Raw genomic sequence first — 26622 nt, forward strand, 5'->3', positions numbered from 1 at the left:
GATCCTGGGGCCGGGCGCCCGCATCCGTTCAACCTTTAGCCGCTGCCGTCCCGCGCCAGAGGCTCTGTTTCAGTGTTAGTTAACGCCTCTGCCGCAACACTGGTCTTCAGCGCCGAGGGGACCAGATGGCTCATCCGCCGCAGAACCAGATGCCCTGGCAGCCCGCCGAAACGGTGACGCTGCTCTCGCCGCCTCCGCCCGGCCCGGCGGAGGTGACGATCCTCCTCGCCCTGCGCGACGGCGCCGCCTACCTCACCCCGCAGCTCGACAGCATCGCGGCGCAGACCCATGCCCATTGGCGGCTCATCGTCAGCGACGACGGCTCGACCGACGAAAGCATCGCGACCCTGCTGAACTGGACCAGCCAGCAGGCCCCGCGCACCGTCCGGCTGATCTTCGGCCCGCGCCGGGGCTTCGCGATGAACTTCCTGGCCCTTCTGGCAGAGGCGGGATCGAACGCGCCCTTTGTCGCCTTCTCCGACCAGGACGATGTCTGGTTTCCCGAAAAGCTGGAACGCGCCCTGGCCGCGCTGTCCGCCGTGCCCTCCGGCACCCCCGCGCTCTACACCTCGCGCCGGTTGATCTGTGACGAGCGGCTCGGCAGCCTGCGTGCCTCCGCCCGCTGCGACCGGGCGCCGGGCTTCCGCAACGCGCTGGTTCAGAACATCGCGCCCGGCAACACCATCGTGATCAACCGCGCCGCGCTGCGGCTGCTGCAGGCCGCCTCACGCCGGATCACCTGGCTCTACGCGCACGACTGGTGGGCCTATCTGATGATCACCGGCGCCGGCGGGCGGGTGATCCACGACCCCGCGCCCGGCCTCTTCTACCGCCAGCACGCGTGCAACGCGATCGGCGCGCGCCATGGCATCGCGGCCTGGCCCGGCCTCATGCGCTTCGGGCTGACGGGCGAGCTTCGCCGCCTTCAGGACACGAACATCGAGGCGCTGGAGCTTGCCGCCCCCTATCTCACGCCCGAGAACCGCGCCCTTGTCGAACGTTTCGCCGCCGCCCGCCGCGCCCCGCGACGCCAGCGCCTGAAGACGCTCCGGGCGCTCGGCCTCTACCGCCAGGGCCGGGCCGGCACCTTCGGCCTCTGGCTGACCGCCGCGCTGGGGCTGCTGTAGCGCGATTTTGGCTTCTATAGAGCCTGTTTTTCCGGTCCCGGGCCAGTTTCACGGCCCACGCGGCCGGGTCCGGGGGGCCGACGGGACAGCGCCATGAACCTGCTCTTCGTCCATCAGAACATGCCCGGCCAGTACCGCGAGCTGGTCGCCTGGCTTGCGGCCCGGGACCGCCACCGCATCGTCTTCCTGACCCAGCGTGCGGCCCCGCCACCGGCCCCGGGCGTCACCGTGCGGACCTACCGCCCGCACCACAGCCCCGCGCCCGAGGCCTATGCCCTCTCCCGCCCCTTCGAGGCCGCGATGGGCACCGCCTACGGCGCCTTCCTCGCCGCCCGCGCGCTGAAGGAAGAGGGGTTCTCGCCCGACCTCATCCTCGGCCACACCGGCTGGGGCGAGCTGACCTTCCTCAAGGACGTCTGGCCCGCCGTCCCGATCCTCGGCTACTGGGAATACTACTACCTCGCCCAAGGCGGCCCGATCGGCTTCGATCCTGAATTTCCGGCCGCCGAGGCCGCGCCCCTAACCACCCGGGCCCGCAACGCGCTGAACCATCTCTGCCTGCCGGTTCTCGACCTCGGCCAATGCCCGACCGACTGGCAGATGGCCACCTTCCCGAAGCCATTCCGCCAGGCGAGCTACATCTGCCACGACGGCATCCGCACCGACCGCCTCGGGCCGAACCCCTCGGCCGCCGTCCCGCTGGCCCGCCTCGCCCGCCCGCTGACCCGCGCGGACGAGGTCTTCACCTATATGGCCCGCAACATGGAGCCCGCGCGCGGCTTTCACATCTTCATGCGCGCCCTCCCCGCGATCCTCGAGGCCCGCCCCGCCGCCCGCGCCCTTCTCATCGGCGGCAGCGAGACCTCCTACGGCCCCGCAAGCGGCGAAAGCGGCGGGTACCGCGGGCGGATGGAACGCGAGCTGGGCGAGCGTGTCGACTGGTCCCGCGTCCATTTCCTAGGCCGCGTGCCCTACGCCGATTTCCAGCGCATCCTCTCGATCTCGCGCTGCCATGTCTACCTGACGGTGCCCTTCGTCCTCTCCTGGTCGCTGATCGAGGCGATGGCGATGGAGGCAACCATCGTCGCCTCGGACACCGCCCCCGTGCGCGAAGTGCTGCGCCACGGCAAAACCGCGATCCTCACCGATTTCCTCGACCCCGCCGCGCTGGCCGCCCGGGTGGTGGAGGTCCTCGCCCGCCCCGCCGATTTCGCCCATCTCGGCCCCGCCGCGCGCCGCACCGCCGTCGCGCGCTACGATTTCCTCACCCGAACGCTCCCGGTCCATATCGAAAAGATCAACGGCCTCCTGCCCCGAAAGCTGGCCATCCGCTTGCCCAGCGGGTAACCCGGAAGGCCGGAACCCCTGCGAGGAGCCCCCATGCTTGCCCATCTCAGCGCCACCCTGCGCACGATCCGCGGCGTCGCCCGCATCGTGGCCGACGCGCGGCTGGGCCTGATCGCGGCGGGCGTCGCCTTCTTCTCCATGCTCGCGGTCTTTCCCGGCATTGCCGCCGTCATCGCGCTCTTCGGCTATTTTGCCGATCCGCAGGTGGTGCTGACCCAGGCAAAGCTCCTGGCCGATTTCCTGCCCCCCGAAGCGTTCCAGATCGTGCAGACCCAGGTTCAGGCGCTGGTCCTCACCCATGTCTCGACCCTTGGCTGGACCTCCATCGTCACCACCCTTGCCGCGCTCTGGTCCGCCCGCGCCGGGGTCGCGGCCCTGATCGAGGGGGTGAACGCCACCCATGCCGGCAACGACCGCGGCAATGTCAGCCATATCCTCGCCTCGGCGGTGCTGACGCTGGTGCTCGTCGGCGTGGCGCTGGTCGCGCTGGCCGCGGCGATCCTTGTGCCGATCCTGCTGGCCATCGTGCCGCTCGGCCCCTTCGTGGCGCTGGCGGCGGGCGTGGTGAAATGGGCGATCTCGCTGGGCGTGGTGCTTTTCGGTGTCGGTCTCGCCTATCGCTACGGCCCGAACCGGCCCGACAGGCGCTCGCCCTGGCTCTCGCCCGGGCTACTGCTCGCTGTCGCGCTCTGGGCCGCGGCCTCGGTCGGCTTTTCCTACTACATCGCCAATTTCTCGTCCTACAACCGGGTCTACGGCTCGATCGGCGCCGTCATCGCGCTGCTGATGTGGTTCTACATCAGCGCCTACGTGATCCTCCTCGGCGCGGCGCTGAACGCCGAACTCGAAAGCCACCACGGCCCGTAGGGTGCGCATTCATCGCGCACCGTCGGCGCGCGCGCCCCTCAGTAATCCCGCTGCAGGTAGACCCCGATCCCGGTCGAGCCGTCCGAGCCCGCCGTCCCCTTCACCGTCACGGATTTCGTCAGGTCCAGGTTCAGGCTGATCGAGCTCTTGCCATCGCTGCCCACCGTCACCTCGGAATAGAGCCGCTTCGACAGGTACTTCCCCGCCTTCACCTCCGCCCCGCCGTTGGTCCCGGTCTGAACGTCGAGGTTGTCGAGCCCGAAGTTGCTCCGGAGCTTGCCGACGATCCCCTCGCCGCCCTTGCCCGCAAGCGTCGCGACGGCCGAGGCCAGCTGCGCCGCCTGCAGGGCAGAGATCTTGTTCAGCCCCTTGCCGAACAGAAGCTGCGACAGCACCTCGCTCTGCGGTAGCGGTGGCGAGGAGGAGAAGGTGATCTTCGGATCGCTCGCCTCGCCCGAGATGGTGATGGTAGAGGTCACGCCGTCATTCTCGGACGAAGCCGAGATCTGCACCATCGGCACGAACCGCCCTTCCAGCTGCAGGCTCGCCTGGCTCAGGTCGAAGCGCTTGCCCAGGATGTCGAGCCGCCCGCGCAGCAGGTCGAACCCGCCCGAGGGCAGCACGTTCTCCGTCGTCCCGCCCAGCTTCACCCGCCCGCCAAGCTCGGCGTCAAGGCCACGGCCCCGGATGAACACCTGGTTCGGGGCCGAGACGGTGATGTCGAGGCCGAAGGGCGCCGCCCGGCTCGTCGCCTGCGCCGCCGCGGGCTTGGCCAGCCCCGCCCGCGCCCGCGTCGCCCGTTCCTGCGCCGTGCCGTCCACGAAGGTCAGCCCGTCGGGGATCGAGGCGCTGCCGCCCAGTCCGGTCGAGGGCACCTGGATCTCCGTCTGGCCCAGCCGCAGCGCACCGGCGATCTGCGCGCCGCCGGTCAGCGGGCCCTTCACCGACAGATCGCCGCTCACCCGCGTGCTGAAAAGATCCGGGTTCTTGAACAGCACATTGGCAAGCTTGGCGGTCAGATCGGCCGGGAATGGGTCGGCCAGCGTCACCGGCCCGTTCACCGTGACCGTGCCGCCGCCGACCGTGGCCTTGGCCTGCACCTGCGCCCGCCCGCCGGCAAGCGTGACGGTGGCATTCACCGGATCAGCCGCGATCCCCAGCGTCGGCGCCGCCAGCCGCGCAGGGCCCAGCGTGACCGTGCCCGACAGGGCCGAAAGCCCCGGCTTGCCCTTCAGCCGCAGGTCGAACCGCGTCGGCCCGCGGATCGAGCGAGGCTCGATCAGCCCGTTGACCACCCCGGCGTCGACCCCGCCCTTCAGCGTCAGATCCGCAGTGGCGAAATCAGCCGCCACGTCGCCGCCGATGTCGGCATTCAGCCCTCCCGGGCCAGCCGCCGAAACCCGGACCGCGTAGCCCTGCGCGCTCTGCCCGACGGTGCCCTTCACCGTCAGCGGCCCCGGAAAGCCGGGGGCGATCAGCGCCAGATCGGCCAGCCGCGCGGTCAGGTCGACGACCTGCCCCTGCCCCGCGCCCGCCGCCGAGGTGCCGCCGCCGGCCTTGGCCGAAATCTGCGGATTGTCGAGCGCCAGCTTGTCGAGCAGGATCTTCCCGCCCTTCCGGCTGACCTCGACATCCAGCGAGGTCTTGCCGCGCAGCAGCCGGTCCGCCTCTTTCTGCCCCACCGCGAGGTCCGTGCTCTCGCCCGTCAGGCTCACCCGGTCGACGCCACCCTGCTGGCGGTAGCCCAGCTTCGCCTTCAACGCCCCGCCGAAGCCCTTGCCCAGCGCCGAGAGATCGCCGAAATCGACCGTCGCGCTCAGGTCCGAGGCGCCGGTCTTCCACAGGCCCGAAGCCTCCGCCGTCAGCGACCCCGCCGTCACGTCAAGCTTGCGGATCCGCGTCCCCTCCGCGTCCCGCTTCACCGAAGCGACGATCCGGCTCTGCCCCCGCAGCAGCCCGTCGGCCTCCGCCTGCCCGATCTGCAGGTCCTGCCCCTTGACCGTCGCATCCAGATCGAAGCTCCCCGCCAGAAGCGCGGCCGATCCCTTGACCGAGACCTCGCCCGCCCCGCCCAGCGGCCGCCCCGCCAGGGCCGCGAAGCGCGAAAGATCGCTGGCATGCAGCTGCGCCTGCCCGTCGACCTTCAGCGCCGCGTTCAGCCCGTCGACATGGCCCGAGGCGTTCAGCCCATAGCCGTCGCCCGCCAGCGCCACCTCGGGCAGCTCCAGCGGCGCGCCCGCCTTCCAGCCGAATTTCACCGTGCCCGAAAGCGCCTGGCCCAGCGCCTGCGCCAGCGCCGCATCCCGCGGCTTCAACCCGGCGGCGGTGATCTTCAGCGTGCCGTCCACCGCCCCGCCGCCCGCGGGCGAGATCGTGCCGCTCCCGGCCAGATCGAGCGTCTCCGCGGCGAAATCGGGCCTGTTCAGACCCTGAATCTTCACTCCGCCTTGCCAGCCCTGCCCCTTTCCGGCGTCGAAGGCGAACGTCAGGTCGGCCCCGCCGATCTTCGTCTTCACCCCCGGCAGCGGCAGCAGCACCGGCCCGCCGTCCTGCGAGGCGATCCGCCCGCTGAGGTCGATCAGCGTCGGCAGCCCGTCCGGCCCGATCGTCACCTGTCCGCCCAGGTCGATGGAGCGCGCCTTCAGCTTCAACTGCGACAGCACGAGGTCCCCCCCCGGCGCCTGGGTGCCGCTGACGGCCAGCTGCATGTCGGGCCCGAAGAACGGCTGGTACTCCGGCGCGAAGAGGGGCGAGATATCGCCCTTGAGATCGGCGGTGAAGGCACGGGTCGGCGGCGTGGTGGCGCCCTCCGCCGGTTTCGCCGTCTTCAGCGTCACCGCCCCGGTCAGCCGCTCCTGCCCGTCGGTGGCCAGCCGGATATCGGCCTTGTAGGCATCAAGCGGCCCCGTCCCCTTCACGCTCAGCGAAATCGCGGGCGCCCCGGGCAGCCCCGCAAGCGTGGTGATCAGCCCATGCGCCCCCTCGTCGGCGGTCAGATCCAGCTTCAGCTGGCCGGTCTTGTTGGCATAGCCCGCGTCGAGCGAGAACACCCCCCGCACCCCGTCGATCCGCTTGATCTCCAGCTTGGCGTCGCCCTGGCCCCCCGCCAGCTTCATCGAACCGGACAGCGTCACCACCGCCGCCTGTCCCAGCACCGGCGCGCCCAGCTCCACTTTCTTCGCCAGGATCTTGCCCACGTCGACTGAAACCGGCAGCTCCGGCAGGCTGAACCCCCCGGCCTCGGCCGAGGGCGCCTTCGACGGCGGGCTCACCGGCTTGCGGGTCACATCGATCTCGTCGGCCGAAAGCTCGTTCACCTTCACCTCGCCGGAAAGCAGCGCAGCCCGGCTCCAGTCCAGCGTCACGCCCTTCAGCGTCAGCCACACGCCCTTGGCATCGGCGACGGTCATCTCCTTCATCGTCGCCTTGGAAGACCAGGCCCCGGCGAACCCGGTGATCGTCACCGTGCGCCCCGGCCCCGAAAGGCTCTGTTCCAGGGTCGAGGCGACGAATCCCTTGTCCTGCGCCCAGGCCAGCCCCGGCAGCAGCAGCAGGAGAAGAAGGAGGATACCCCGCCGCATCAGAACGCCTGCCCGATGCCGATATAAAGCTGGATGCCCTTGCCGGTATGCCCGGAAACCGGCGCGCCGACGTCAAGCCGGATCGGCCCGATCCCGGTGTCATAGCGCAGCCCGAGGCCCGCGCCCGCCTGCCAGGCGCCCTTGCCGCCCAGGCTGCCCTCGCCCACGTAGCCCGCATCGTAGAAGGCGACGAGCCCGAACGGCCCCTTCAGCTGCGCCCTGACCTCGCCCGAAAGCCCGAGAAAGCTCCGCCCGCCAGAGCGCACGCCCCCCGGCAGCCCGTAGACGCCCAGCGACTGGTAGGGTTGCCCCCTGACCGTCCCGCCGCCACCGGAATAGAACAGGTAATCCCGCGGCGTCGCCGCCAGCGCCGATCCGAGGATGGACCCGCCCTGGATGCGCCCCGCCAGCACGATCCGCGAACCCAGCGCCTTGTAGGCCCGCGCGTCGAAGGTCAGCTTTGCGCCCGTCCCGGTGCCGCCGAACCCCTTGAACGGCATGACGCCCGCGTCGAGGTAGACACCCTTCCTGGCGTTGAGCGCGTTGTCGCGGCTGTCATAGACCGCCTGCAGGGGCAGCGTCGCGTCCTTGTAGGAATAGGTACCCGAGGCATCCGTCACCCGCTCGCGGTCGAAACCCACGCCGTAACTCAGTGTCAGCCGGTCGTTGACCATCCGGCTCAGCCCCGTCCCCAGGGTCATGATATTGGCGTTGTAATCGGTCAGGTTCTTCCGCTGCAGCTCGCCCATCACGTAAAGCGAGGTATCGGCGTTGAAGGTCGCCGGCCGGTCCAGCCGCGCCGAAAGCGTATAGCTCCGCCCGCCGGCCTGCGACCCTATCCCGTCGATCTCGCCGCTCAGCTTGAACCTCTCCGCGCCCCCGAAAAGGTTGCGGTGCAGCCAGAAGGCCGAAAGGCTCGCCCCTTCGGAGCTGGAGATCGCGGCCCCGAAGCCGATCCGCCGCTTCTTCTGGTCCACCACCGCGGCCGTCACGTTCATCCGGTCGCCGGGGCCAAGCGTGTCGGCCTCGGTCAGCGCGACAGAGGCGAAGGCGCCTGTCCGCCGCAGCCGGTTGGCCACGTCCTGCAGCTTTTTCGGCGTATAGGGCGTGCCCGCCGGAAAACCCGCGATCGCCTCGATCCGCTTGCGGCGCACCTGCGACGCGCCCGTGATCTCAAGCTGCCCCAGCATCACCGCCGGCCCGGGCAGAACCGAGATGTCGACGCTCAGCCGGTGCGTCCGCGCATCGGCGATCACCTTCTGGCCGCTGACGGTGGCCTTCGCGTGCCCCGCCTTGCGCCAGGCAAGCAGGGCCGCGTCCACCGCCGCCTGGATCGCGCCGCTCTTCGCCGTCTCGCCGGCCCGGAAGGCTTTCGGCAGCACCGTGTTCGGCGCCAGCGGCCCGATCTTCGCCGTCCCGAAGGTGAAAAGCGGCCCTTTGGCCACCGTGACCCGGATCGCACCGATCTTCGCCGGCGCGTCGAGCGGCGCGATGCCCGCCGCCTCCTTCCCGTCGACGAGGATATGGATCACCGGCGCGAAATAGCCCGCGTCGTAAAGCGCACCGACCAGCCGCCGGTAATCCGCGCGCGCGGCGGCGAACAGGTCCTGCGCCTTGGCATCCTTGTTCGCCTGCGTCGATTCCAGCAGCGAGGCCGCCTTCAGCGCGGACAGCAGCGCCTTGTCCGCCCCCGGCGCCTCGAAGCTCAGCGTCGCAGCGCCGGCCGGCGCCGCCGCCAGCAGCGCCACCGCCAGGATCGCACCTCGGGACGCGTCCCCGCGCCGCTGCCAGAGCCGCCCCGTCACACCAGCCTCCACCATGTCATGCCCCAAGTTTCGCACGACGCCGCCGGGCCTTCAATCGCACAAGACCGCGCGCGGCGGGCATCGGTGGGCCTTCCCTGCGCGGCGCGGACATGGTTTTCTGCGCCGCAGGGAGGAAGGCCAACATGAACCGGATCAGCGCGGCCGCATTGGCCATCGCCCTCTGCACCGCAGCAACCGCCCGCGCGGGGGACCTGCCGGCGCCCGTCACGGCGCAGGATTACAATCCCGTGAACCTGGACGAGGCTAGGCTCGGCCAGCTCCTGTTCTACGATCCCGTCCTCTCCGGCAACCGCAACATCGCCTGCGACACCTGCCACAACACCCGCTTCGGCACCTCCGACGGCGTCTCGCTCGACATCGGCGAGGGCGGCATCGGCCTTGGCCCCGCACGCCACCCGGACCCCAAGAACGTGCCGGAGCGGCGCGTCGCCCGCAACGCGCCCTCGCTCTTCAACCTCGGCGCCAAGAGCTTCACCATCATGTTCGACGACGGGCGGATCGAGGCCGATCCCTCCCGCCCCTCGGGCCTGCGCACCCCGATGGAGGACGAGATGGTACGCGGCTTCGCCTCCGTGCTGGCCGCACAAACCATGTTCCCAGTGGTGGCGCAGGACGAGATGGCCGGCAACGCGATGGAGAACGACGTCTCCAAGGTCGTGCGCGAGGGCCGCATCTCCGGCCCCGGCGGCGCCTGGGACCTGCTCGCCGCCCGGATCCGCGCCATACCCGGCTATCAGGAGCGGTTCGCGCAGGTCTACCCGGCGATCGCCAAGGGCCGACCGATCGCCTTCACCGACATCTCCAACGCGCTCGCCGCCTTCATCGAGGTCGAATGGCGCTCCGACACCTCGCCCTTCGACGCCTACCTCCGCCACCGGGCCACCCTGCCGGCCGAGGCGATGGCCGGGCTCAAGCTCTTCTACGGCGCCGCCCGCTGCTCCAGCTGCCATTCCGGGCCCTTCCTGACGGACAACAAGTTCCACGCCATGGGCGAGCCGCAGCTCGGCCCCGGCAAGACGGAACGGTTCGAGACCAACCAGCGCGACCTCGGCCGCTACAAGGTCTCCAACGACCCGGCCGATATCTATGCCTTCCGCACCCCCTCGCTGAGGAACGTGATGATGACCGGCCCCTGGGGCCACGACGGCGCGCACAGCGACCTGAAGGAGTTCATCCGCTACCACGCCGATCCCGTGGCGGGGGCCGCGGCCTACAAGCCTTCGGCGGTCTTCCCCAAGGGCTACGACCCCGGCGCGCTTAAGGACTGGGCCGCCTGGAACGACCCGGCAGAGCGCAAGGCGATCCTCTCCGCGGTGAAGGCGACGCCGGTCACGCTCTCGCCGGCGGAGGTCGACGCGATCTACGCCTTCCTCGGCACGCTGACCGATCCGCAGGCGCTCAAGGGCCGTCTCGGGGTGCCGAAAGCGGTGCCAAGCGGCCTGCCCGTCGACACGCCCCCCACGCTGACCGCGGACTGAGCCCGCCTTGCACCCCGGCCGGCGCCATGCATAGCTGCGGGCACACCCACCCAGCAGCCGAGGAACGCCCATGCCGGCCCAGGACCGCATCGCCGAATATGCCGAAGAACTCACCGCCATCCGCCGCGACCTGCACGAACACCCCGAGCTGGGGTTCGAGGAGGTCCGCACCTCCGGCATCGTCGCCGAGAAGCTGAAGGGCTGGGGGATCGAGGTCACGACCGGCATCGGCAAGACCGGCGTGATCGGCGTCATCAAGGGCAACCGCCCCGGCCGCACCGTCGGCCTGCGCGCCGACATGGACGCGCTGCCGATCCACGAGCAGACGAACCTGCCCTATGCCTCCAAGACCCCCGGCGTCATGCATGCCTGCGGCCATGACGGGCACACCACCATGCTCCTCGGCGCCGCCCGCTACCTCGCCGAGAACCGCGATTTCGCCGGCACCGCCGTTCTGATCTTCCAGCCCGCCGAAGAGGGCCTCGGCGGCGCCCGCGCGATGATCGAGGAGGGGCTTTTCGAGCGGTTCCCCTGCGACGAGATCTACGGGCTGCACAACTCCCCCTTCGACGGACCGGGCGAGATCGGGGTGAAGCCGGGCCCGGCGATGGCCGGCGCCAACTTCTTCGACATTACCGTGACTGGCCGCGGCGGCCACGCAGCCCGGCCCGAGGCCACGATCGACCCGCTGATGATCGCCTCGGCGCTGGTTGGCCAGCTCCAGACCATCGTGTCCCGCTCGGTGCCCTCGACCAGCCCGGTCGTCCTCTCCGTCACCCAGATCCACTCCGGCGCGGCCTATAACGTCATCCCCGAACAGGCCACGCTCTGCGGCACCATCCGCTATTTCGACCGCGAGGCGGCGGAGATCGTCGCCCGCCGCATGGCCGAGATCTGCGACGGGTTCGGCCGCGCCCACGGCGCCACGATCACCCTCGACCTGCGCAACGTCTTCGACGTCCTGATGAACGACCCCGACCACTCCGAGCACATGCTCGCCGCCGCGGCCGAGATCACCGGCGCCGCCAACGCCCGCCGCAAGACCGACCTGGTGATGGGATCGGAGGATTTCGCCGACATGCTCGCCAAGGTCCCCGGCGCCTATTGCACGGTGGGTCATGGCGGCGACGTGCCGCTCCACAACGCGGGCTTCGTGCTGGACGACGCGATCCTGCCGGTCGGCGCGGCCCTTCTGGCCCGCATGGTCGAAACCCGCGGCGCCGCCGCCTGAGCCGACAAAAAAGGCCCCCACGGATGAACCGGGGGGGCCAATGCGGCACCGGGAGTGGGGAGAGTTTCCCCCGGGCGCCGATCTCGTTCGCATGCAGATCCCGTTCGCATGCCGGTCTCCTGCGCGCGCCTGTCGTCCGGCGCGCGCGGGTTCCGTCGGGGGCCTTACTCGGCCGGCACGGCCTCTGCCCCTTCGGACAGCGGATAGGCCAGGTGCACCAGCATCTCCTTCGGGCAGACCTGCAGGAAGTTCGCCCGCTCCTCGGCCCAGTCGGCCAGGATCGCGGCCGCCTTCCGGCTGCCGGTCTCGCGCGCGTGGCGTTCCACCAGCCCCTTCAGCTCGGCCTCCCAGTGCGGATGGGCCACGGCGCAGGTCACCAGCGTCTCGCCGTTGATGTAATCCTCCGCCGTCCCGTCGGGATCGTAGAGATAGGCCATCCCCCCGGTCATCCCGGCGCCGAAATTCGCGCCGATCGAGCCCAGGATCACCGCCACCCCTCCGGTCATGTACTCGCAGCCGTTCGACCCGCAGCCCTCGATCACCACCTTCGCGCCGGAGTTCCGGACCGCGAAGCGCTCGCCCGCACGCCCGGCCGCGAAAAGATGCCCGTCGGTCGCGCCATAAAGCACCGTGTTGCCGATGATCGTGTTCCGCCCCGCCTCCAGCGGAGAGGCCATCGGCGGGCGCACCGCGATGGTCCCGCCCGAAAGCCCCTTGCCGACATAGTCGTTGGCGTCGCCCTGCACCTCGATCCGCAGCCCGTTGACCGCAAAGGCGCCCAGCGACTGCCCGCAGGACCCCGACAGCTTCACCGTCAGATGGTCGGGCTGCAGCTTGTTGTTCATCCCGAACCGCTTGACGATATGGCTCGACGCCCGCGTCCCGATGGTCCGGTGGGTGTTCCGCACCGCGTAGGACAGCTGCATCTTCTCCCCGTCCTCGAAGAAGCGCGCGCCGTCGCGGATGATCTCCGCATCCAGCGTCTCCGGCACCGCGTTGCGCGGCTTGGAGCGGTCGTAGCGGATCTTCGAAGCGCCATCGACGGTGATCAGCAGCGGGTTGAGGTCGAGATCGTCGAGATGCGCCGCCCCCCGGCTGACCTGGGTCAGAAGGTCGGCCCGGCCGATGATGTCATCCATCGTCCGCGCGCCGATCGAGGCGAGGATCTCCCGCACCTCCTGCGCGTAGAAGGTGATCAGGTTCACCACCTTGTCGGCGGAGCCGGTGAACTTCTGCCGCAGCCGCTCGTCCTGGGTGCAGACGCCGACAGGGCAGGTGTTCGACTGGCACTGCCGCACCATGATGCAGCCCATGGCAATCAGCGCCGCGGTGCCGATGCCGTATTCCTCGGCCCCCATCATGGCCGCGATGATGATGTCGCGGCCGGTGCGCAGGCCCCCGTCCGTGCGCAGCGTGATCCGCTCGCGCAGGTTGTTCATCGCCAGAACCTGATGCGCCTCGGTCAGCCCCATCTCCCACGGAAGGCCGGCGTATTTGATCGAGGTCGCGGGCGAGGCGCCCGTGCCGCCGTTGTGGCCCGAGATCAGGATCACGTCGGCCTTGGCCTTCGCCACCCCCGCCGCGATCGTGCCGACGCCGGAGGAGGAGACGAGCTTCACCGTCACCTTGGCGCGCGGGTTGATCTGCTTCAGGTCGTAGATCAGCTGCGCCAGATCCTCGATCGAGTAGATATCGTGATGCGGCGGCGGCGAGATCAGCGTCACGCCGGGCGTGGAGTGCCGCAGGCGCGCGATCAGCTTCGTCACCTTCAGGCCGGGCAGCTGCCCGCCCTCGCCGGGCTTCGCGCCCTGCGCCACCTTGATCTCCAGCTCCTCGCAGGCGTTGAGGTATTCGGCGGTCACGCCGAACCGCCCCGAGGCGACCTGCTTGATCTTGGCCGACGGGTTGTCGCCGTTCGGCTCCGGCTGGAAATGCGCCGGATCCTCTCCGCCCTCGCCGCTGTCGGACTTCGCGCCGATCCGGTTCATGGCGATGTTCAGCGTCTTGTGCGCCTCCGGGCTCAGCGCGCCCAGCGACATCCCCGGCGTCACGAACCGCTTACGGATCGAGGTGATGCTCTCCACCTCCTCGATCTGCACCGGCCGGCCAAGGGGCTTGATGTCCAGAAGGTCGCGCAGATGGATCGGCGGGTTGGCCCGCATCGCCGCTGAATACTGCTGCCAGAGGTCATAGGACGCCCGGTCGCAGGCCGCCTGCAGCATGTGCATCGTCTGCGCTTCCCAGGCGTGCTTCTCGCCCGAGCGACGGGCCTTGTAGAAACCGCCGATCGGCAGCACGCCCGCGCCGCCGGCCCAGCCCTTGGCGTGGACTTCCTCCAGCTTGTGCTGGATGCCGAGCACGCCGATGCCGGAGATCCGGCTGTGCATGCCGGGGAAATACTCCGCCACCATCGCGCGGGACAGGCCGACGGCCTCGAAGTTCAGACCCCCGCGGTAGGAGGAGATCACCGAGATGCCCATCTTCGACATGATCTTCAGCAGCCCGGCGTCGATCGCCGCGCGGTAGCGCCGCATCGCGTCCTCCAGCGAACCCTCGATCAGCCCGCGCCGGATCCGGTCGGCGATCGAATCCTGCGCCAGGTAGGCGTTCACCGTGGTCGCCCCGCAGCCGATCAGCACCGCGAAGTAATGCGGGTCGATGCATTCCGCCGACCGGACATTGACCGAGCAGAAAGTCCGCAGGCCCTTCCGCGTCAGCCAGCTATGCACGGCCGAGGTGGCAAGGATCATCGGCATGGCCACGCGGCCCTCGCCCTGATGCTCGTCGGTCAGCACGAGGTGCCCCGCGCCCGAACGCACGGCATCCTCCGCCTCGGCGCGGATCCGCTCCAGCCCGTGGCGCAGCGCGTCATGCTCGCCGCCGGCGGCGAAGGTGCAGTCGATCACGCCGACGCTCTCGCCGAACTGCTGCACCATCATGGCGAACTCGGCATTGGCGATGAACGGGCTCTCCAGCACCAGGATCTCGGTCTGGCTGCTGTCCTCGTCCAGCACGTTCTTCAGGTTGCCGAACCGCGTCTTCAGGCTCATCACCCGGCTTTCGCGCAGGCTGTCGATCGGCGGGTTGGTGACCTGGCTGAAGTTCTGCCGGAAGAAATGGCTCAGCGGCCGGTACCCGGTCGAAAGCACCGCGGCCGGCGTGTCGTCGCCCATCGAGGCGATCATCTCCTTGCCGTCCTCCGCCATCGGCGCCAGCACCTGCTCCAGGTCCTCGAGGCTGTAGCCCGCGGCGATCTGGCGGCGGCGCAGCTCCTCGCCCTCGAACAACGGGGCCTCGGGCACGTCCCGCAGCAGCGTGTTCAGCTCGACGACCTTCTCCAGCCAGTCGGCATAGGGCTGCGCGGCGGCCAGCCGGTCCTTCATCTCGCGGTCGTGGAAGAGCTTGCCGTCCTTCATGTCGACGGCGATCATCTGCCCCGGCCCCAGCGCGCCCTTCTCGCGCACCGTCGCCTCGTCGATCGGCACCATCCCGGCTTCCGACCCGGCGATCAGCATCCCGTCGCCCGTCACCACGTAGCGCATCGGCCGAAGCCCGTTGCGGTCCAGCCCGGCGCAGACCCAGCGCCCGTCCGTCATCGCCAGCGCCGCCGGCCCGTCCCAGGGCTCCATCACGGCGTTGCAATAGGCGTACATGTCGGCCCAGGCCTGCGGCAGCTCGCCCGCGACCTTCGACCAGGCCTCGGGCACCAGCATGGTCTTCGCCATCGGCGCGGAGCGGCCCGCCCGCACCATCACCTCGAACACGGCATCGAGCGCGCCGGAGTCGGACGCCCCCGTCGGCACGATCGGCTTGATGTCCTCGGCCCACTCCCCGAAGGTCGACGACGCCATGCGGATCTCGTGGCTCCGCATCCAGTTCACGTTGCCCTTCAGCGTGTTGATCTCGCCGTTATGCGCCAGCATCCGGAACGGCTGCGCCAGCCACCATTGCGGGAAGGTGTTGGTGGAATAGCGCTGGTGGTAGATCGCGAAGGCGCTCTCGAACCGCTCGTCCTGCAGGTCCGGGTAGAACTCTGCGACCTGCTCGGCCAGCATCATCCCCTTGTAGATCACGCTCCGGCACGACAGCGAACAAAGGTAGAGCCCCGCGATCTGCGCCGCCGCGGCCGCCTTCTCGATCCGGCGGCGGATGATGTAGAGCTCGCGCTCGAACGCCTCCTCGTCCACGCCGGTATCGTTGCGGATCAGGATCTGCTCGATCTCCGGGCGCGTCGCGTTTGCCTTCTCGCCCAGCACGTCGGTGTTCACCGGCACGTGCCGCCAGCCGTAGATGTAGTGGCCCATGCGCAGGACTTCCGTCTCCACGATGGTCCGGCAGCGCTCCTGCGCGCCGAAATCGGTGCGCGGCAGGAAGACCTGGCCCACGGCGATCAGCTTCGACAGGTCGGGCTCGTGCCCGGTGCGGCGGATCTGGTCGTTGAAGAACGGCACCGGGATCTGCACATGGATCCCCGCCCCGTCGCCGGTCTTGCCGTCGGCATCCACCGCCCCGCGGTGCCAGACCGCCTTCAGCGCGTCGATCCCGTTCTCCACCACCTTGCGCGACGGCTTGCCCGAGATCGAGACCACCAGCCCGACGCCGCAGGAGGCGTGTTCGTCCTCCTCGCGCCAAAGCGATTGCTCGTTCATGTAGGCGCGCTTGGCTTCCTCGGCCGCCACCCAGGCATCGTCAAACTTGGTCATCGCGCTCTTCCCTCTTCGAAGAGGCCCCGAAGGGCAGTCACATCCTCACGTGCCGTCCGGCGCGGCCATCCCGCGCGCCCGGCCCGTGTTCAAATCTAGTCCACGGCCTTCTTCGGCGTGGGCCGCACAAGGCTCGACATCACCGAGTTGCAGTCGAATTCCGGGGTGGTGGACATGAAGCCCTTCTGCCCCTTCTGCAAAAGCAGCATCGGCGTGTTGTCGTAGGGCAGCTTGCCCTTGTCGTCCTGCCAGATCCCGGCCCCGGCCAGGAACAGCCGCCATTTCCGGCTGATCCATTCATGGCCCGTCGAATGCCAGATCATCTTGCCGTCTGCCCCGGTCTCCTTGGTGTCGAACTGGGTCTGCTCCAGCGTCTCGCCGCCCAGCACCTTGGTCTTGCCGGTCAGCTTGTCGTAGCCGGTGATGTGCTGGATCTTGCCGCCGTCGGTGACGGTCTCGAAATCGTAGGTGTCCTTGCCGGTCTTCAGCAGATCGCTGAACGACGCCGGATCCTTCGACGGCTGCTTCAGCACGTCATGCGTCCCCGCGCCCAGATCGAAGGATTCCAGCCACTGCGTCTCATAATCGATCCGGCTGACGAAGACCGGCCCGTCGGAGTTGAAGTCGATCCGCCACTGGTTGCCCTTCGGGTCGCCCTCGCAGCGGTAGTGGTTGGAGACCATGCAGCCGTGCATCTGCACCGTCAGGAACCCCGTGCAGCCCTTCGGCGGGGTGAAGTTCCCCGCCGCGAAGGCCGGAAGGCCGAACGCCGAAAGCCCGAGCGCGAGCCCCGCCGGCAGGCCGAACTGCCGCATCACCGCCTGAATGCTCTTCATTCCATTGCCTCCTGTCGGGTCAGCCTTGCTGTCCCAAATTTCGCCGCGTCCGTTCCAGTTTTGCGCACCTGGGCCAGAAGCCGGGGACACGTCGGTGTGAAAGCGGTGCGAAAGCGGTGCTGTTACGGTGTTTCCAGTCCGGTCCCTTAAGGTTTCATTCAGCCGCGACGGCGGCGGGCTGCGCAAGATAGTCGAGAATGGCCTCGGCCGCTTCCCGCCCATCCCGAATCGCCCAGACGACAAGGCTCGCGCCGCGCACGATATCGCCCGCCGCGAAGACGCCCGGGACCGAGGTCTGGTGGCTGCGGAAATCGGCCTTCACCGTGCCCCAGCGCGTCACCGACAGGTCCGGCGCCTGCCAGTCCCCCGGCAGGTCCTCCGGCTCGAAGCCCAGCGCCATGATGACCAGGTCGGCGGGTTCGACGTAATCGGCGCCCTCGATCAGTTCCGGCATCTGGCGGCCTCCGGCATCCGGCTCTCCCAGCCGCATGCGCTGCACGATGACGCTTTCCACCGGCGCGCCGGTGAAGCCCTTCGGCGCAGAAAGCCACACGAATTCAACGCCTTCCTCTTCGGCATTGGCCACTTCGCGCTGGCTGCCCGGCATGTTCGCGCGGTCCCGGCGATACAGGCATTTCACGCTCACCGCGCCCTGCCGCACGGCGGTCCGCACGCAGTCCATCGCGGTATCGCCGCCGCCGATGACGACGACGCGTTTGCCCTTCGCGTCAAGCGTGCCGTCGTCGAACTCGGGCATCTCGTCGCCGAAGCTTCTGCGGTTGGAAAGGGTCAGGTAATCCAATGCCTTGACGATCCCCGGCACGCCCACGCCCGGCGCCCGCAGGTCGCGCGCCTTGTAGACGCCGGTGGCGATCAGAACGGCGTCATGCTGGCCGCGGATCGCGTCGAAGCTCAGATCGACGCCGACGTTGCAGTTCAGCACGAAATTCACGCCCGCCGCCTGCAGCTGCTCGATGCGCTGCATGACGATGGTCTTTTCCAGCTTGAAGCCCGGAATGCCGTAGGTCAGCAGCCCGCCCGCGCGGTCGTGCCGGTCGTAGACGGTGACCTGCAGTCCCTTGCGCCGCAGGGCATCCGCCGCCGCCAGGCCCCCCGGCCCCGCGCCGATGATCCCCACGCTCTCGCCACGCTCGGCGGCCGGCCGGATCGGCTTCACCCAGCCCTGTTCCCAGGCGGTATCGGTCAGGTACTTCTCCACCGCACCGATGGTCACGGTGCCGTGGCCCGACTGCTCGATAACGCAATTGCCCTCGCAAAGCCGGTCCTGCGGGCAGATCCGGCCGCAGATCTCGGGGAATGTGTTGGTTGCCTGGGAAAGCTCGTAGGCCTCCTCCAGCCGGCCCATCGCGGTCAGGCGAAGCCAGTCGGGGATGTTGTTGTGCAGCGGGCAATGCGACTGGCAGAAGGGCACGCCGCACTGGCTGCAACGCCCGGCCTGCTCGCCCGCCTTGGCCTCGGCGTACTCCCGGTAGATCTCATGGAAATCCTGCGCCCGTAGATCGGGCGGACGCTTCTCAGGCATCTCCTTCGCAACGGAGACGAACTTGAGCATAGGTTCCTTGGCCATGACGGCGCCTCCCTGCGGCAAAACGAGCGGGTGCGCCTTGATAAATCCGGCCTGCGGAAATGAAAAGTCAGCTATGCTGACCTAATTATCGCTTTTTTGGCCCGCCCCGTCAGATTTCTGCTCGGCCCGGCCAATTTTATGTCAGTATAGTTTACCTATCTGTCGATCACCGGATCACGAGGCCCGCCAGGACCACCAGCCCGACGATGATTCGCCACCAGGCGAAGACGTGGTAGCCATAGCGCTGCACGAAGCCGAGGAACGTCTTCACCACCACCAGCGCCGAGAAGAAGGCGACCACGAAGCCCACCGCGATCTCGTTCAGCGCGCTCCAGTCCAGCATGTGCCAGGACTTGTAGAGGTCGTACCCGGTCGCGGCGATCATCGTCGGGATCGACAGGAAGAACGAGAATTCCGCCGCCGAGCGCCGGTCGCCCTTCAGAAGCATCGCCCCCACGATCGTGGCGCCCGACCGGGAAACCCCCGGAATCATTGCCAGACATTGCACAAAGCCGATCCCCAGCGACATCAGCAGCGGGTATTTCGTGGCATCGAAATGGCGCGGCTTGTGGTCCATCCGCTCGACCAGCAGCAGGACGATCCCGCCAAGGATCAGCGCCGAGGCGATCAGCAGGTCCGACTCGAAGAACACCGTCTTGATCGTGTGATAGGCCAGCACCCCGATCACCGCCGCAGGCAGGAAGGCGATGGCGACGGAGGCGATGAACCGCCGCGATTCGGCGCTTTTCGGCGCGGTGGAGAACGTCTCCCACAGCTTGCCGGCATAGACCCAGAGCAGCGCCAGGATCGCGCCCAGCTGGATCACCACCTCGAAGGTCTTCCCCGAGGCGTCGAAGTGCAGATACTGCGCGGCGATCAGAAGGTGGGCGGTCGAAGAAACGGGCAGGAACTCGGTCAGCCCCTCGATCAGGCCGAGGAAGGCCGACACCAGAAAAACGTGTTCGGTCATATGGGTTTACTCGCTATGCGCCGCCGCGGCGGGTCAGACTTTACGGAGGTTCTTCGCCGAATCCCGGATTGCCGCATACTGGCCCGAAACGCGGAACCGCCACAGATACTCTGGCAGGATCGCCCCCATCGGCGTCGGCGCAATGCCAAGGTCGGCCAGGCCCTTGGCCCCCGCACTCACGACATTGTCGCTCTTCAGGCTGCGCACCTGGTCGCGGGTCAGCACCTTGTTCGACAACAGCCCCAGCGTCAGTGACTGCAGCAGGTCGAAGCCCGCGCCCATGACCGAACCCAGCCAGAACGGCAGGCCGACGATCATCCGGCGCCGCTGGATGACCGCGAGCATGGCCTTCATCATTTCGCGGAAGCTCACCACGTCCGGCCCGCCAAGTTCGTAAACACCGGGCGCCGCCTTGCCCAGCACCGCAGCCTCGGCCGCCGCGGCGACATCGTCCACGTAAACCGGCTGGAACTTGGTGCCCGCGCCAACCAGCGGCAGGACCGGGCCGCGCGCCGCCATCCCGGCGAAGCGGTTGAAAAGCTTGTCTTCCGGCCCGAAAATCAGCGAGGGCCTCAGGATCACCGCGCCCGGGAAGGCAGACGTAACCGCCGCCTCGCCCGCCGCCTTGCTCTGCGCGTAGATGGAGGGACCCGCCGCATCCGCGCCAATCGCGGAGACATGGACGAGTCGTTCCACGCCCATCTCGGCCGCAATCCGGGCGACGCGGCCAGCCCCTTCGTCATTCACGCGCTGCATGGAATTCTTGCCGCCACGGTCCATGACGCCGACGCAGTTGACCACCGCGTCCGCCCCCATGATCACCGCCTTGAGCGAGGCATCGTCACGAATGTTGCAGAACACCGGTTCGACCTGCCCGACCGTGCCGTAGGGCTTCACGAAGATCGCGTCGTTGGGACGGCGCACCGCCACGCGGACCCGCCACCCCGCCTTGGCCAGACGCCGGGCGATGTAACGCCCCACGAATCCGGACCCACCGATGATGGTCACCAGTTGCGACATATCGTAGCCTCCGTAGCTGTCCTTCGCGCCAGGCCCGCGCTGCCTGTCAATAGCTCCCGGCGGGGACGTGAACAAGGCGCGATTCATCCTTGCGGTTTCCGCTTGCGACCTGTTGACAGCCCCCGCGCGCCCGGATAGACCCCGCCGCACGACATCGCCCAGATGGCGGAATTGGTAGACGCGCAGGTTTCAGGTACCTGTACCGAAAGGTGTGGAGGTTCGAGTCCTCTTCTGGGCACCATTCTTCCCGCAGGGAAGCATCCCCAAGAAAATAAGCCGTTTGACGCACCCGCCCGGGTAAGGGCCGGGGCGTTTTGGCCGTCCAGGAAACCCGCTGCGCATCGTTCAGGCGGAGTGGCCCGAGTCGCGTCGCCCCTGCGACGCAAAGCTCCTCGTTATCCATCGGGAATCTGACCGGCCTCACCAACCTCCCGCTGCCGCCATGCCGGGGCCGGCGGAACGCGTCCTCGGGATTCGCGCACCCACACGCCCCAAACGCGCAGAACCAGCGCAAAGATCAGCCCGCGCCGAAAGCGCGACTGGCCGTCTTAGGCGGATGTGAAGCGGGGGGATGTGCCATGCCGCGCGGGGCGGCTGCGATATCGGACATCTGCGCGACCTCTCGATCAGAGGGCCCTTATCGCAGGTCCTTGTAACTGCCAGGTAACGCGCCCGGCGAGAGGCAGCGGAGTGGGCAGGGACGGCACGCCGCCCCCGCCCGGAACCGATCAGGCCAGAGCCAGATTGGTCGCGGCCTCGCGGCCGTCGCGGCCCGGCTCGATGTCGAAGGTCACCGCTTGGCCATCGGCCAGGGTGGACAGACCGGAGCGCTCAACCGCGGAGATGTGGACGAAAACGTCCTTCTTGCCACCTTCCGGCTCGATGAAGCCGAAACCCTTGGTGGCGTTGAACCATTTCACTTTGCCCTTGGCCATGTGAAATCCCTTTCTTGTATGTCGCTCGCGGTATGCAGCGACCCGGCGCCTAGAGATCGAAATCTGGGCCGCAAGGGAACAGTGGTTCGAAAATCAGGATGCGCGGAGCTTTTAACACTTTCAGCGTGCATTGGGAAGGGGTTGCGCCGCTGCTGGCAAGGCTCCGCCGGCCCCTGAGCCCGGCTCATCCGGCGGCCCAGTCGGGCAGGTCGACGGCCGGCCGAACCTGCCCGGAGCAGGCCCCGAATCCGATGCGGTAGTCCTCGCCCCGCGCCACACCACGCAGCGTCAGCGTATCGCCGTCCTCAAGGAACCGCCTCTCCTCGCCAGAGGCCAGCACCACCGGCGTCTTGCCGCCCCAGCTGAGCTCCAGCAAGGAGCCCCTGCTGTCCGGCGCTGCGCCCGAGATCGTGCCCGACCCCAGCAGATCCCCCACCCGCATCGGACAGCCGGAGGTGGTGTGGTGGCATAGCTGTTGTGCCGCGGAATAGTACATCTCACGATAATTGGTGCAGGCGATGACGGTTTCCGTCCCGCCCTCGGGGGCAAGGGCGACCTCCAGATCGATATCGTAGAGCATCGGACCCGGCTCGCGCAGATAGGGCAGGAGCGGCCGCTCGCGTTTCGGCGTGGGGGTGCGGAACGGCTCCAGCGCCGCGGCGGTGACGATCCAGGGACTGATCGAGGTGGCCGTGGCCTTGGCCTGGAACGGCCCGAGCGGCAGGTACTCCCAAGCCTGGATATCCCGCGCCGACCAGTCGTTGAGAAGGACATAGCCGAAGATCATCCGGTCGGCCTCGGCCACGCTGACCATGCCCTCCGAGGGCTGGCCGACAATGGCGCCCAGCTCCAGCTCCAGATCGAAACGCGCGCAGGAGCCGAATCGGGGCAGCGTGTCTTCCGGCCCCTTCAGCTGCCCCCAGGGACGCGTCACCGGCGTGCCGGAAACGACGACCGACGAGGCCCGGCCGTTGTACCCGATCGGGATCGAAAGCCAGTTCGGCGGCAGCGCGTTCTCGGGGCCCCGGAACATCGTGCCGACGTTCTGGGCATGGTGCCGCGAGGCGTAGAAATCGGTGTACTCGCTAACGCGAAACGGCATCAGCATCCGCGCACTGTCCTGCGCCACCAGATGCAGCTCCACCGCCGCGCGATGGGCGGGATCGGACAGAAGCTCCGTCAGCCGGGCGCGAAGCGCCGCCCAGACCTCTGGTCCCGCTGCCATCACCGCGTTCCAGGCCGGCTCTGCAAAAAGTGCTGGATCGAGCCCATGCCCGACCGCACCGACATCGAGGATCCTGTCCCCGATTGCCACGCCCATCCGCGCGTGCCCACCCGCCTCGAACACGCCGTAAGGCAGGTTGTTCAGCGGAAAATCCGTCTCGGGCGAATTCGCGCTTTCCACCCAGCTGCGCATCAAGGCCATGTCGTCTCTTTCATCTTGGCGAAAACGTCCCGTGCCTGGGGGGGAAGTGCCCCCGCCCTTCACTTGTCCCCCGGCGTTCCGTCGAATTTCTTCTCCAGGCTCGTCCAGCAGTCGATGTAGTCATCCTGCAGCGGCGCCTCCTTCGCGGCGAATTCGGTCAGGTGCTGCGGAAAGCGGGTCTCGAACATGAACTGCATTGTGTTGGCCTGGTACTTCGGCGCCAGCTCCTCGTTAGAGGCGCCCTCGAAGGCGGGGCGGTCGGGCCCGTGCGGCAGCATGCAGTTGTGCAGGCTCATGCCGCCCGGCACGAAGCCCTGGGGCTTGGCATCATATACGCCGTAGATGTTGCCCATCAGCTCGGACATGATGTTCTTGTGGTACCAGGGCGGGCGGAAGGTGTGCTCGGCCACCATCCAGCGCTCCCTGAACAGCACGAAGTCGATGTTCGCCGTCCCCTCCTGCCCCGAGGGCGCGGTGAGGACGGTGAAGATCGACGGGTCGGGATGGTCGAACAGGATCGCGCCGACCGGGCTGTAGGTGCGCAGGTCGTATTTGTAGGCACAGTAGTTGCCGTGCCAGGCGACCACGTCGAGGGGCGAGTGGTCGATGAAGGTCTCGTGGAACTGGCCGCACCACTTGATGACCACGCGCGAGGGGGCGTCGCGGTCCTCGAAGGCGGCGACCGGGCATTTGAAGTCCCGCGGGTTGGCCAGGCAGTTGGCGCCGATCGGCCCGCGGTTCGGCAGATCAAACTTCTGGCCGTAGTTCTCGCAGACGAAGCCCCGGGCCGGGCCCTCGATCACCTCGACGCGGTAGACAAGGCCGCGCGGCAGGATCGCGATCTCCTTCGGCTCCAGGTCGATGATGCCCAACTCGGTGCAGAAGCGCAGCCGCCCCTCCTGCGGAACGACGAGGAGCTCGCTGTCGGCGGAGTAGAAATACTCGTCCTCCATCGAGGCGGTGACGAGGTAGATGTGGCCCGACATACCAATATTGGTATGCACATCGCCCGCAGTCGTCATTGTGCGCATACCGGTGAGCCAGGTGAGCGGCGCCTCGGAATGCGAAACCGGATCCCAGCGGTACTGACCGAGCGAGACGATGTCGTCGCGGACATGCGGCGCGGATTTCCAGTAGGGCAGCTCGATCCGGCTGAACCGGCCGACATGCTTCACCGAGGGGCGGATGCGGTAGCACCAGGTTCGCTCGTTCTGGCCGCGCGGCGCGGTGAAGGCGGTGCCGGAGAGCTGCTCGGCATAAAGCCCGTAGGCGCATTTCTGCGGCGAGTTCTGGCCCTGTGGCAGGGCGCCGGGCAGGGCCTCGGTCTCGAAGTCGTTGCCGAAGCCGGGCATGTAACCCTCGGTCGTGCCGGTGGCTCCGGTGGCACGGACCATGCCGCGCGGCGGCTCTTGCGTCGTCATGGATGACCCTCCGAATAGGCCGGCCCTCTCCCGGGCGGCGATGGGCGCAGTTTCGTTGCATGTGCAATGAAGTCAAGTTATTTGTTGCAAACGCAACGAATGCGCGCAGATTGGCCGCAGCGAGGACAAGGAGCTGGAGATGCCCGACGACGACCTGCCGCCGCTGCCCGGCTTCGACCTTGACCATTTCACGCCCTACCGGCTTTCCGTCGCGGCCGAACGGGTGAGCGAGGAACTGGCGCGGGTCTACCGCGAACGCTTCGGCCTCTCGATCCCGCAATGGCGGGTGCTGGTGCATCTGGCCTCCAGCGGCGATGTTTCGGTGCGAGAGATCGAGGCGCGGGTGGCGATGGAGAAGTCCAAGGTCAGCCGGGCAGCCTCGCGGCTGGAGGCGGCGGGGCTGATCGGCAAGACCGTCAACGATGCCGACCGCCGGCTGGTGCGGCTCTCGCTGACGGCGAAGGGCCGGGCGCTGATGGCGGAACTGCTGCCGCTCGCCGAGGCCTATCAGCGCGAGATCGAGGCGCGGCTGGGCGCGAGCTTCGCCGCTTTCGCCGCGGGGCTTGAGACGCTGCTGGGCGCGAGGCGCTAGGCCCCCGCCCTCAGCCCTCGATGGCGCGGATCTCCCGCGCCATGGCCTGCAGGCGTTCGAAAATCTCGAAACGGCGCCGGTGGATCTGGCAGACCTCTCCGTCCGCTGGCGGATAGGTCGCGGCGACCTCGGACATGGCGGCCATCGCGACCTGCAGGTTGGGGAACGCCCCCGAGGCCACGGCGCCAAGCATGGAGGCGCCAAGGAGAACCGGCTCCTCCGCCCGGGTCGCGAGGATGGGGATGCCGGCGGCATCGGCCAGAAGCTGGCGCACCAGGTCAGACCGCCCCGCGCCGCCGCTGATCACCACCTGGGACACTACCGCGCCCGCCTTGCACTGGGCGTTCAGGATCTGGCGTAGCCCGTAGCCGATGCCGCAGATCCCGGCGATGTAGAGCGCGACGAGGCTCTCTCGGTCCCCCTCCATCCCCAGCCCCGCGATCACCGCCCGGGCATGGGGATCGGCGAAGGGCGCGCGGTTGCCAAGGAACTCCGGCACCACGTGCAGCCCCCCGGCGCGGCGGACGGCCTCGGCCGGATCGGTGCCGGGCGCGGCCGCCAGCGCGGTCAGGAGGTCGGGGAGGGAGCGGCCCTCCGCCGCCGCCGCACGCGCCGCCCCTGCCGTGGCGGGGTGGAGCGATAGGAGACGCTCGATCGCGGCGCCAGCGGCGGACTGGCCGCCCTCGTTCAGCCAGGCGCCGGGCATCATGGCGGAGAAATAGGGCCCCCAGACGCCGGGCACGAAGGCGGGATCAGCCGTCGTAGTCATCGTGCAGGAGGAGGTGCCGAAGACATAGGCCATGGTCGAGGCCGGATCGCCCGCGGCACCCACAGTGCCGATACCGCCCGCGTGAGCGTCGATCATCCCCGCCGCGACCACGGTGCCCGGGGCGAGGCCGAGGTCGGCCGCGGCCGCGGCGGTCAGCCCGGCGCCGAGCGGGGTGCCGGGATCGACGACGCGCTCGCCGATGCGCGCAAAGCCCTCGTCGGCGAGCGCGCCGAGGCCGATGGTGCGGAAATACCCCTCATCCCAGCGGCGCTCATGCGCGAGGTAGGTCCATTTGCAGGTGACGGTGCAGGTGGAGCGGGAAAGGTCCCCCGTCGCCTTCCATGTCAGGAAATCGACGAGGTCGAAGAACTGCCAGGCCGCGTCGAAGACCTGAGGACGGTTCTCCTTCAGCCAAAGCAGCTTGGGCGTTTCCATCTCGGGCGAGATGATGCCGCCGACATAGTCGAGGACGGCGTGATGCCCGGCGTTGATCCGTTCGGCCTGCGCCACCGCGCGATGGTCCATCCAGAGGATGATGTCGCGGTCGGGATCCTCCGACGGCCCAACCGGCAGCGGCACGCCGCCGGAAGCGAGGACGACGAGCGAGCAGGTGGCGTCGAACCCGATCCCCGTAACCTGCGCGGGCGCGATGCCCGCCGCCGCCACGGCCTCGCGAACTGAGGCGCAGATGGCTGCCCAGATCTCAGTGCTCGACTGCTCGGCGATGCTGCCGGCCGCGCGGTGGACGGTGATCTCGCGCTTCGCCGTCGCCAGCATCCGGCCGGAGAGGTCGAATACCCCCGCCCGGGCGCTGCCCGTGCCGACATCGACGCCGATGACGCAGGGGAGAGAGGCATCGGAGGAGGCGGGCGGGGGCGCGGAGGGCATGGCAGGTCTCGGGCTTC

17 protein-coding genes and 1 tRNA gene are annotated in these 26622 nt (G+C 68.6%); 7 read left to right on the forward strand and 11 right to left on the reverse strand.

Features of this window, described 5'->3' with window-relative positions; genetic code table 11:
* Positions 1 to 125: 125 nt before the first annotated feature.
* The 3 genes from EIP85_RS05785 (at position 126) to EIP85_RS05795 (ending at position 3341) form a co-directional block, all read left to right on the forward strand.
* Positions 126 to 1127 carry a glycosyltransferase gene (locus EIP85_RS05785; protein WP_241559904.1) on the forward strand — a complete coding sequence of 334 codons (1002 nt, stop codon included), beginning with the start codon at positions 126 to 128 and terminating at the stop codon, positions 1125 to 1127.
* 93 nt (positions 1128 to 1220) lie between these two features.
* A complete protein-coding gene (locus tag EIP85_RS05790; protein ID WP_127901220.1) occupies positions 1221 to 2474 on the forward strand; it encodes a glycosyltransferase in 1254 nt (417 codons plus the stop codon).
* A gap of 33 nt (positions 2475 to 2507) precedes the next feature.
* Positions 2508 to 3341, forward strand: coding sequence for a YihY/virulence factor BrkB family protein (locus EIP85_RS05795; RefSeq protein ID WP_127901221.1), 834 nt, complete (start codon positions 2508 to 2510; stop codon positions 3339 to 3341).
* A 38-nt stretch (positions 3342 to 3379) separates the two neighbouring features.
* Here the strand turns inward: EIP85_RS05795 and EIP85_RS05800 are convergent, their stop codons facing one another.
* Positions 3380 to 6922 carry a translocation/assembly module TamB domain-containing protein gene (locus EIP85_RS05800; RefSeq protein ID WP_127901222.1) on the reverse strand — a complete coding sequence of 1181 codons (3543 nt, stop codon included), beginning with the start codon at positions 6920 to 6922 and terminating at the stop codon, positions 3380 to 3382.
* Positions 6922 to 8742, reverse strand: a complete 1821-nt coding sequence (locus EIP85_RS05805) for an autotransporter assembly complex protein TamA (RefSeq protein ID WP_127901223.1) — start codon at positions 8740 to 8742, stop codon at positions 6922 to 6924. Before EIP85_RS05805 ends, EIP85_RS05800 begins: the two co-directional genes overlap by 1 nt.
* A gap of 128 nt (positions 8743 to 8870) precedes the next feature.
* Here EIP85_RS05805 and EIP85_RS05810 point away from each other — a divergent pair, with 128 nt between their 5' ends.
* Together EIP85_RS05810 and EIP85_RS05815 are read left to right on the forward strand one after the other, a co-directional pair.
* On the forward strand, positions 8871 to 10226 hold the full coding sequence (locus EIP85_RS05810; RefSeq protein WP_127901224.1) for a cytochrome-c peroxidase: 1356 nt from the start codon (positions 8871 to 8873) through the stop codon (positions 10224 to 10226).
* Positions 10227 to 10296: 70 nt separating this feature from the next.
* Positions 10297 to 11457 (forward strand): M20 aminoacylase family protein, encoded by a 1161-nt coding sequence (locus EIP85_RS05815; RefSeq protein WP_127901225.1) that lies wholly within the window; start codon positions 10297 to 10299, stop codon positions 11455 to 11457.
* Between the two features lie 164 nt (positions 11458 to 11621).
* Here the strand turns inward: EIP85_RS05815 and gltB are convergent, their stop codons facing one another.
* The 5 genes from gltB to EIP85_RS05840 all read right to left on the reverse strand — a co-directional run bounded on the left by gltB (position 11622) and on the right by EIP85_RS05840 (position 20574).
* Positions 11622 to 16160: a glutamate synthase large subunit gene (gltB, locus tag EIP85_RS05820; RefSeq protein ID WP_127901226.1), complete on the reverse strand. Its 4539-nt coding sequence runs from the start codon at positions 16158 to 16160 to the stop codon at positions 11622 to 11624.
* Between the two features lie 95 nt (positions 16161 to 16255).
* A complete protein-coding gene (locus EIP85_RS05825) occupies positions 16256 to 16996 on the reverse strand; it encodes a hypothetical protein (protein WP_241559905.1) in 741 nt (246 codons plus the stop codon).
* 154 nt (positions 16997 to 17150) lie between these two features.
* Positions 17151 to 18584: an NAD(P)-dependent oxidoreductase gene (locus EIP85_RS05830; protein WP_127901227.1), complete on the reverse strand. Its 1434-nt coding sequence runs from the start codon at positions 18582 to 18584 to the stop codon at positions 17151 to 17153.
* 166 nt (positions 18585 to 18750) lie between these two features.
* Positions 18751 to 19554, reverse strand: coding sequence for an undecaprenyl-diphosphate phosphatase (locus EIP85_RS05835; RefSeq protein WP_127901228.1), 804 nt, complete (start codon positions 19552 to 19554; stop codon positions 18751 to 18753).
* Positions 19555 to 19587: 33 nt separating this feature from the next.
* Positions 19588 to 20574, reverse strand: coding sequence for a complex I NDUFA9 subunit family protein (locus EIP85_RS05840; protein WP_127901229.1), 987 nt, complete (start codon positions 20572 to 20574; stop codon positions 19588 to 19590).
* 156 nt (positions 20575 to 20730) lie between these two features.
* Between EIP85_RS05840 and EIP85_RS05845 the strand changes: the two genes are divergently transcribed.
* A tRNA-Leu gene (locus EIP85_RS05845) sits at positions 20731 to 20815 on the forward strand.
* 487 nt (positions 20816 to 21302) lie between these two features.
* On the opposite strand, the gene EIP85_RS05850 is transcribed toward EIP85_RS05845, so the two are convergent.
* From EIP85_RS05850 to hmgA, 3 genes are all read right to left on the reverse strand, one after another.
* Entirely contained in the window at positions 21303 to 21509 is a 207-nt protein-coding gene (locus tag EIP85_RS05850) for a cold-shock protein (protein WP_127901230.1), read from the reverse strand.
* A 184-nt stretch (positions 21510 to 21693) separates the two neighbouring features.
* Complete coding sequence (fahA, locus tag EIP85_RS05855; RefSeq protein ID WP_127901231.1) at positions 21694 to 22935, reverse strand: fumarylacetoacetase; 1242 nt, start codon at positions 22933 to 22935, stop codon at positions 21694 to 21696.
* Between the two features lie 59 nt (positions 22936 to 22994).
* Complete coding sequence (gene hmgA / locus EIP85_RS05860) at positions 22995 to 24356, reverse strand: homogentisate 1,2-dioxygenase (protein ID WP_127901232.1); 1362 nt, start codon at positions 24354 to 24356, stop codon at positions 22995 to 22997.
* Between the two features lie 139 nt (positions 24357 to 24495).
* On the opposite strand from hmgA, the gene EIP85_RS05865 reads away from it, so the two are divergent.
* Entirely contained in the window at positions 24496 to 24948 is a 453-nt protein-coding gene (locus tag EIP85_RS05865; protein WP_127901233.1) for a MarR family winged helix-turn-helix transcriptional regulator, read from the forward strand.
* Between the two features lie 10 nt (positions 24949 to 24958).
* Here EIP85_RS05865 and EIP85_RS05870 read toward each other — a convergent pair whose 3' ends face one another.
* Positions 24959 to 26605, reverse strand: a complete 1647-nt coding sequence (locus tag EIP85_RS05870; RefSeq protein ID WP_127901234.1) for an FGGY-family carbohydrate kinase — start codon at positions 26603 to 26605, stop codon at positions 24959 to 24961.
* Positions 26606 to 26622 lie beyond the last annotated feature (17 nt).

Source organism: Solirhodobacter olei (assembly GCF_004010155.1).
GTDB lineage: Bacteria > Pseudomonadota > Alphaproteobacteria > Rhodobacterales > Rhodobacteraceae > Solirhodobacter > Solirhodobacter olei.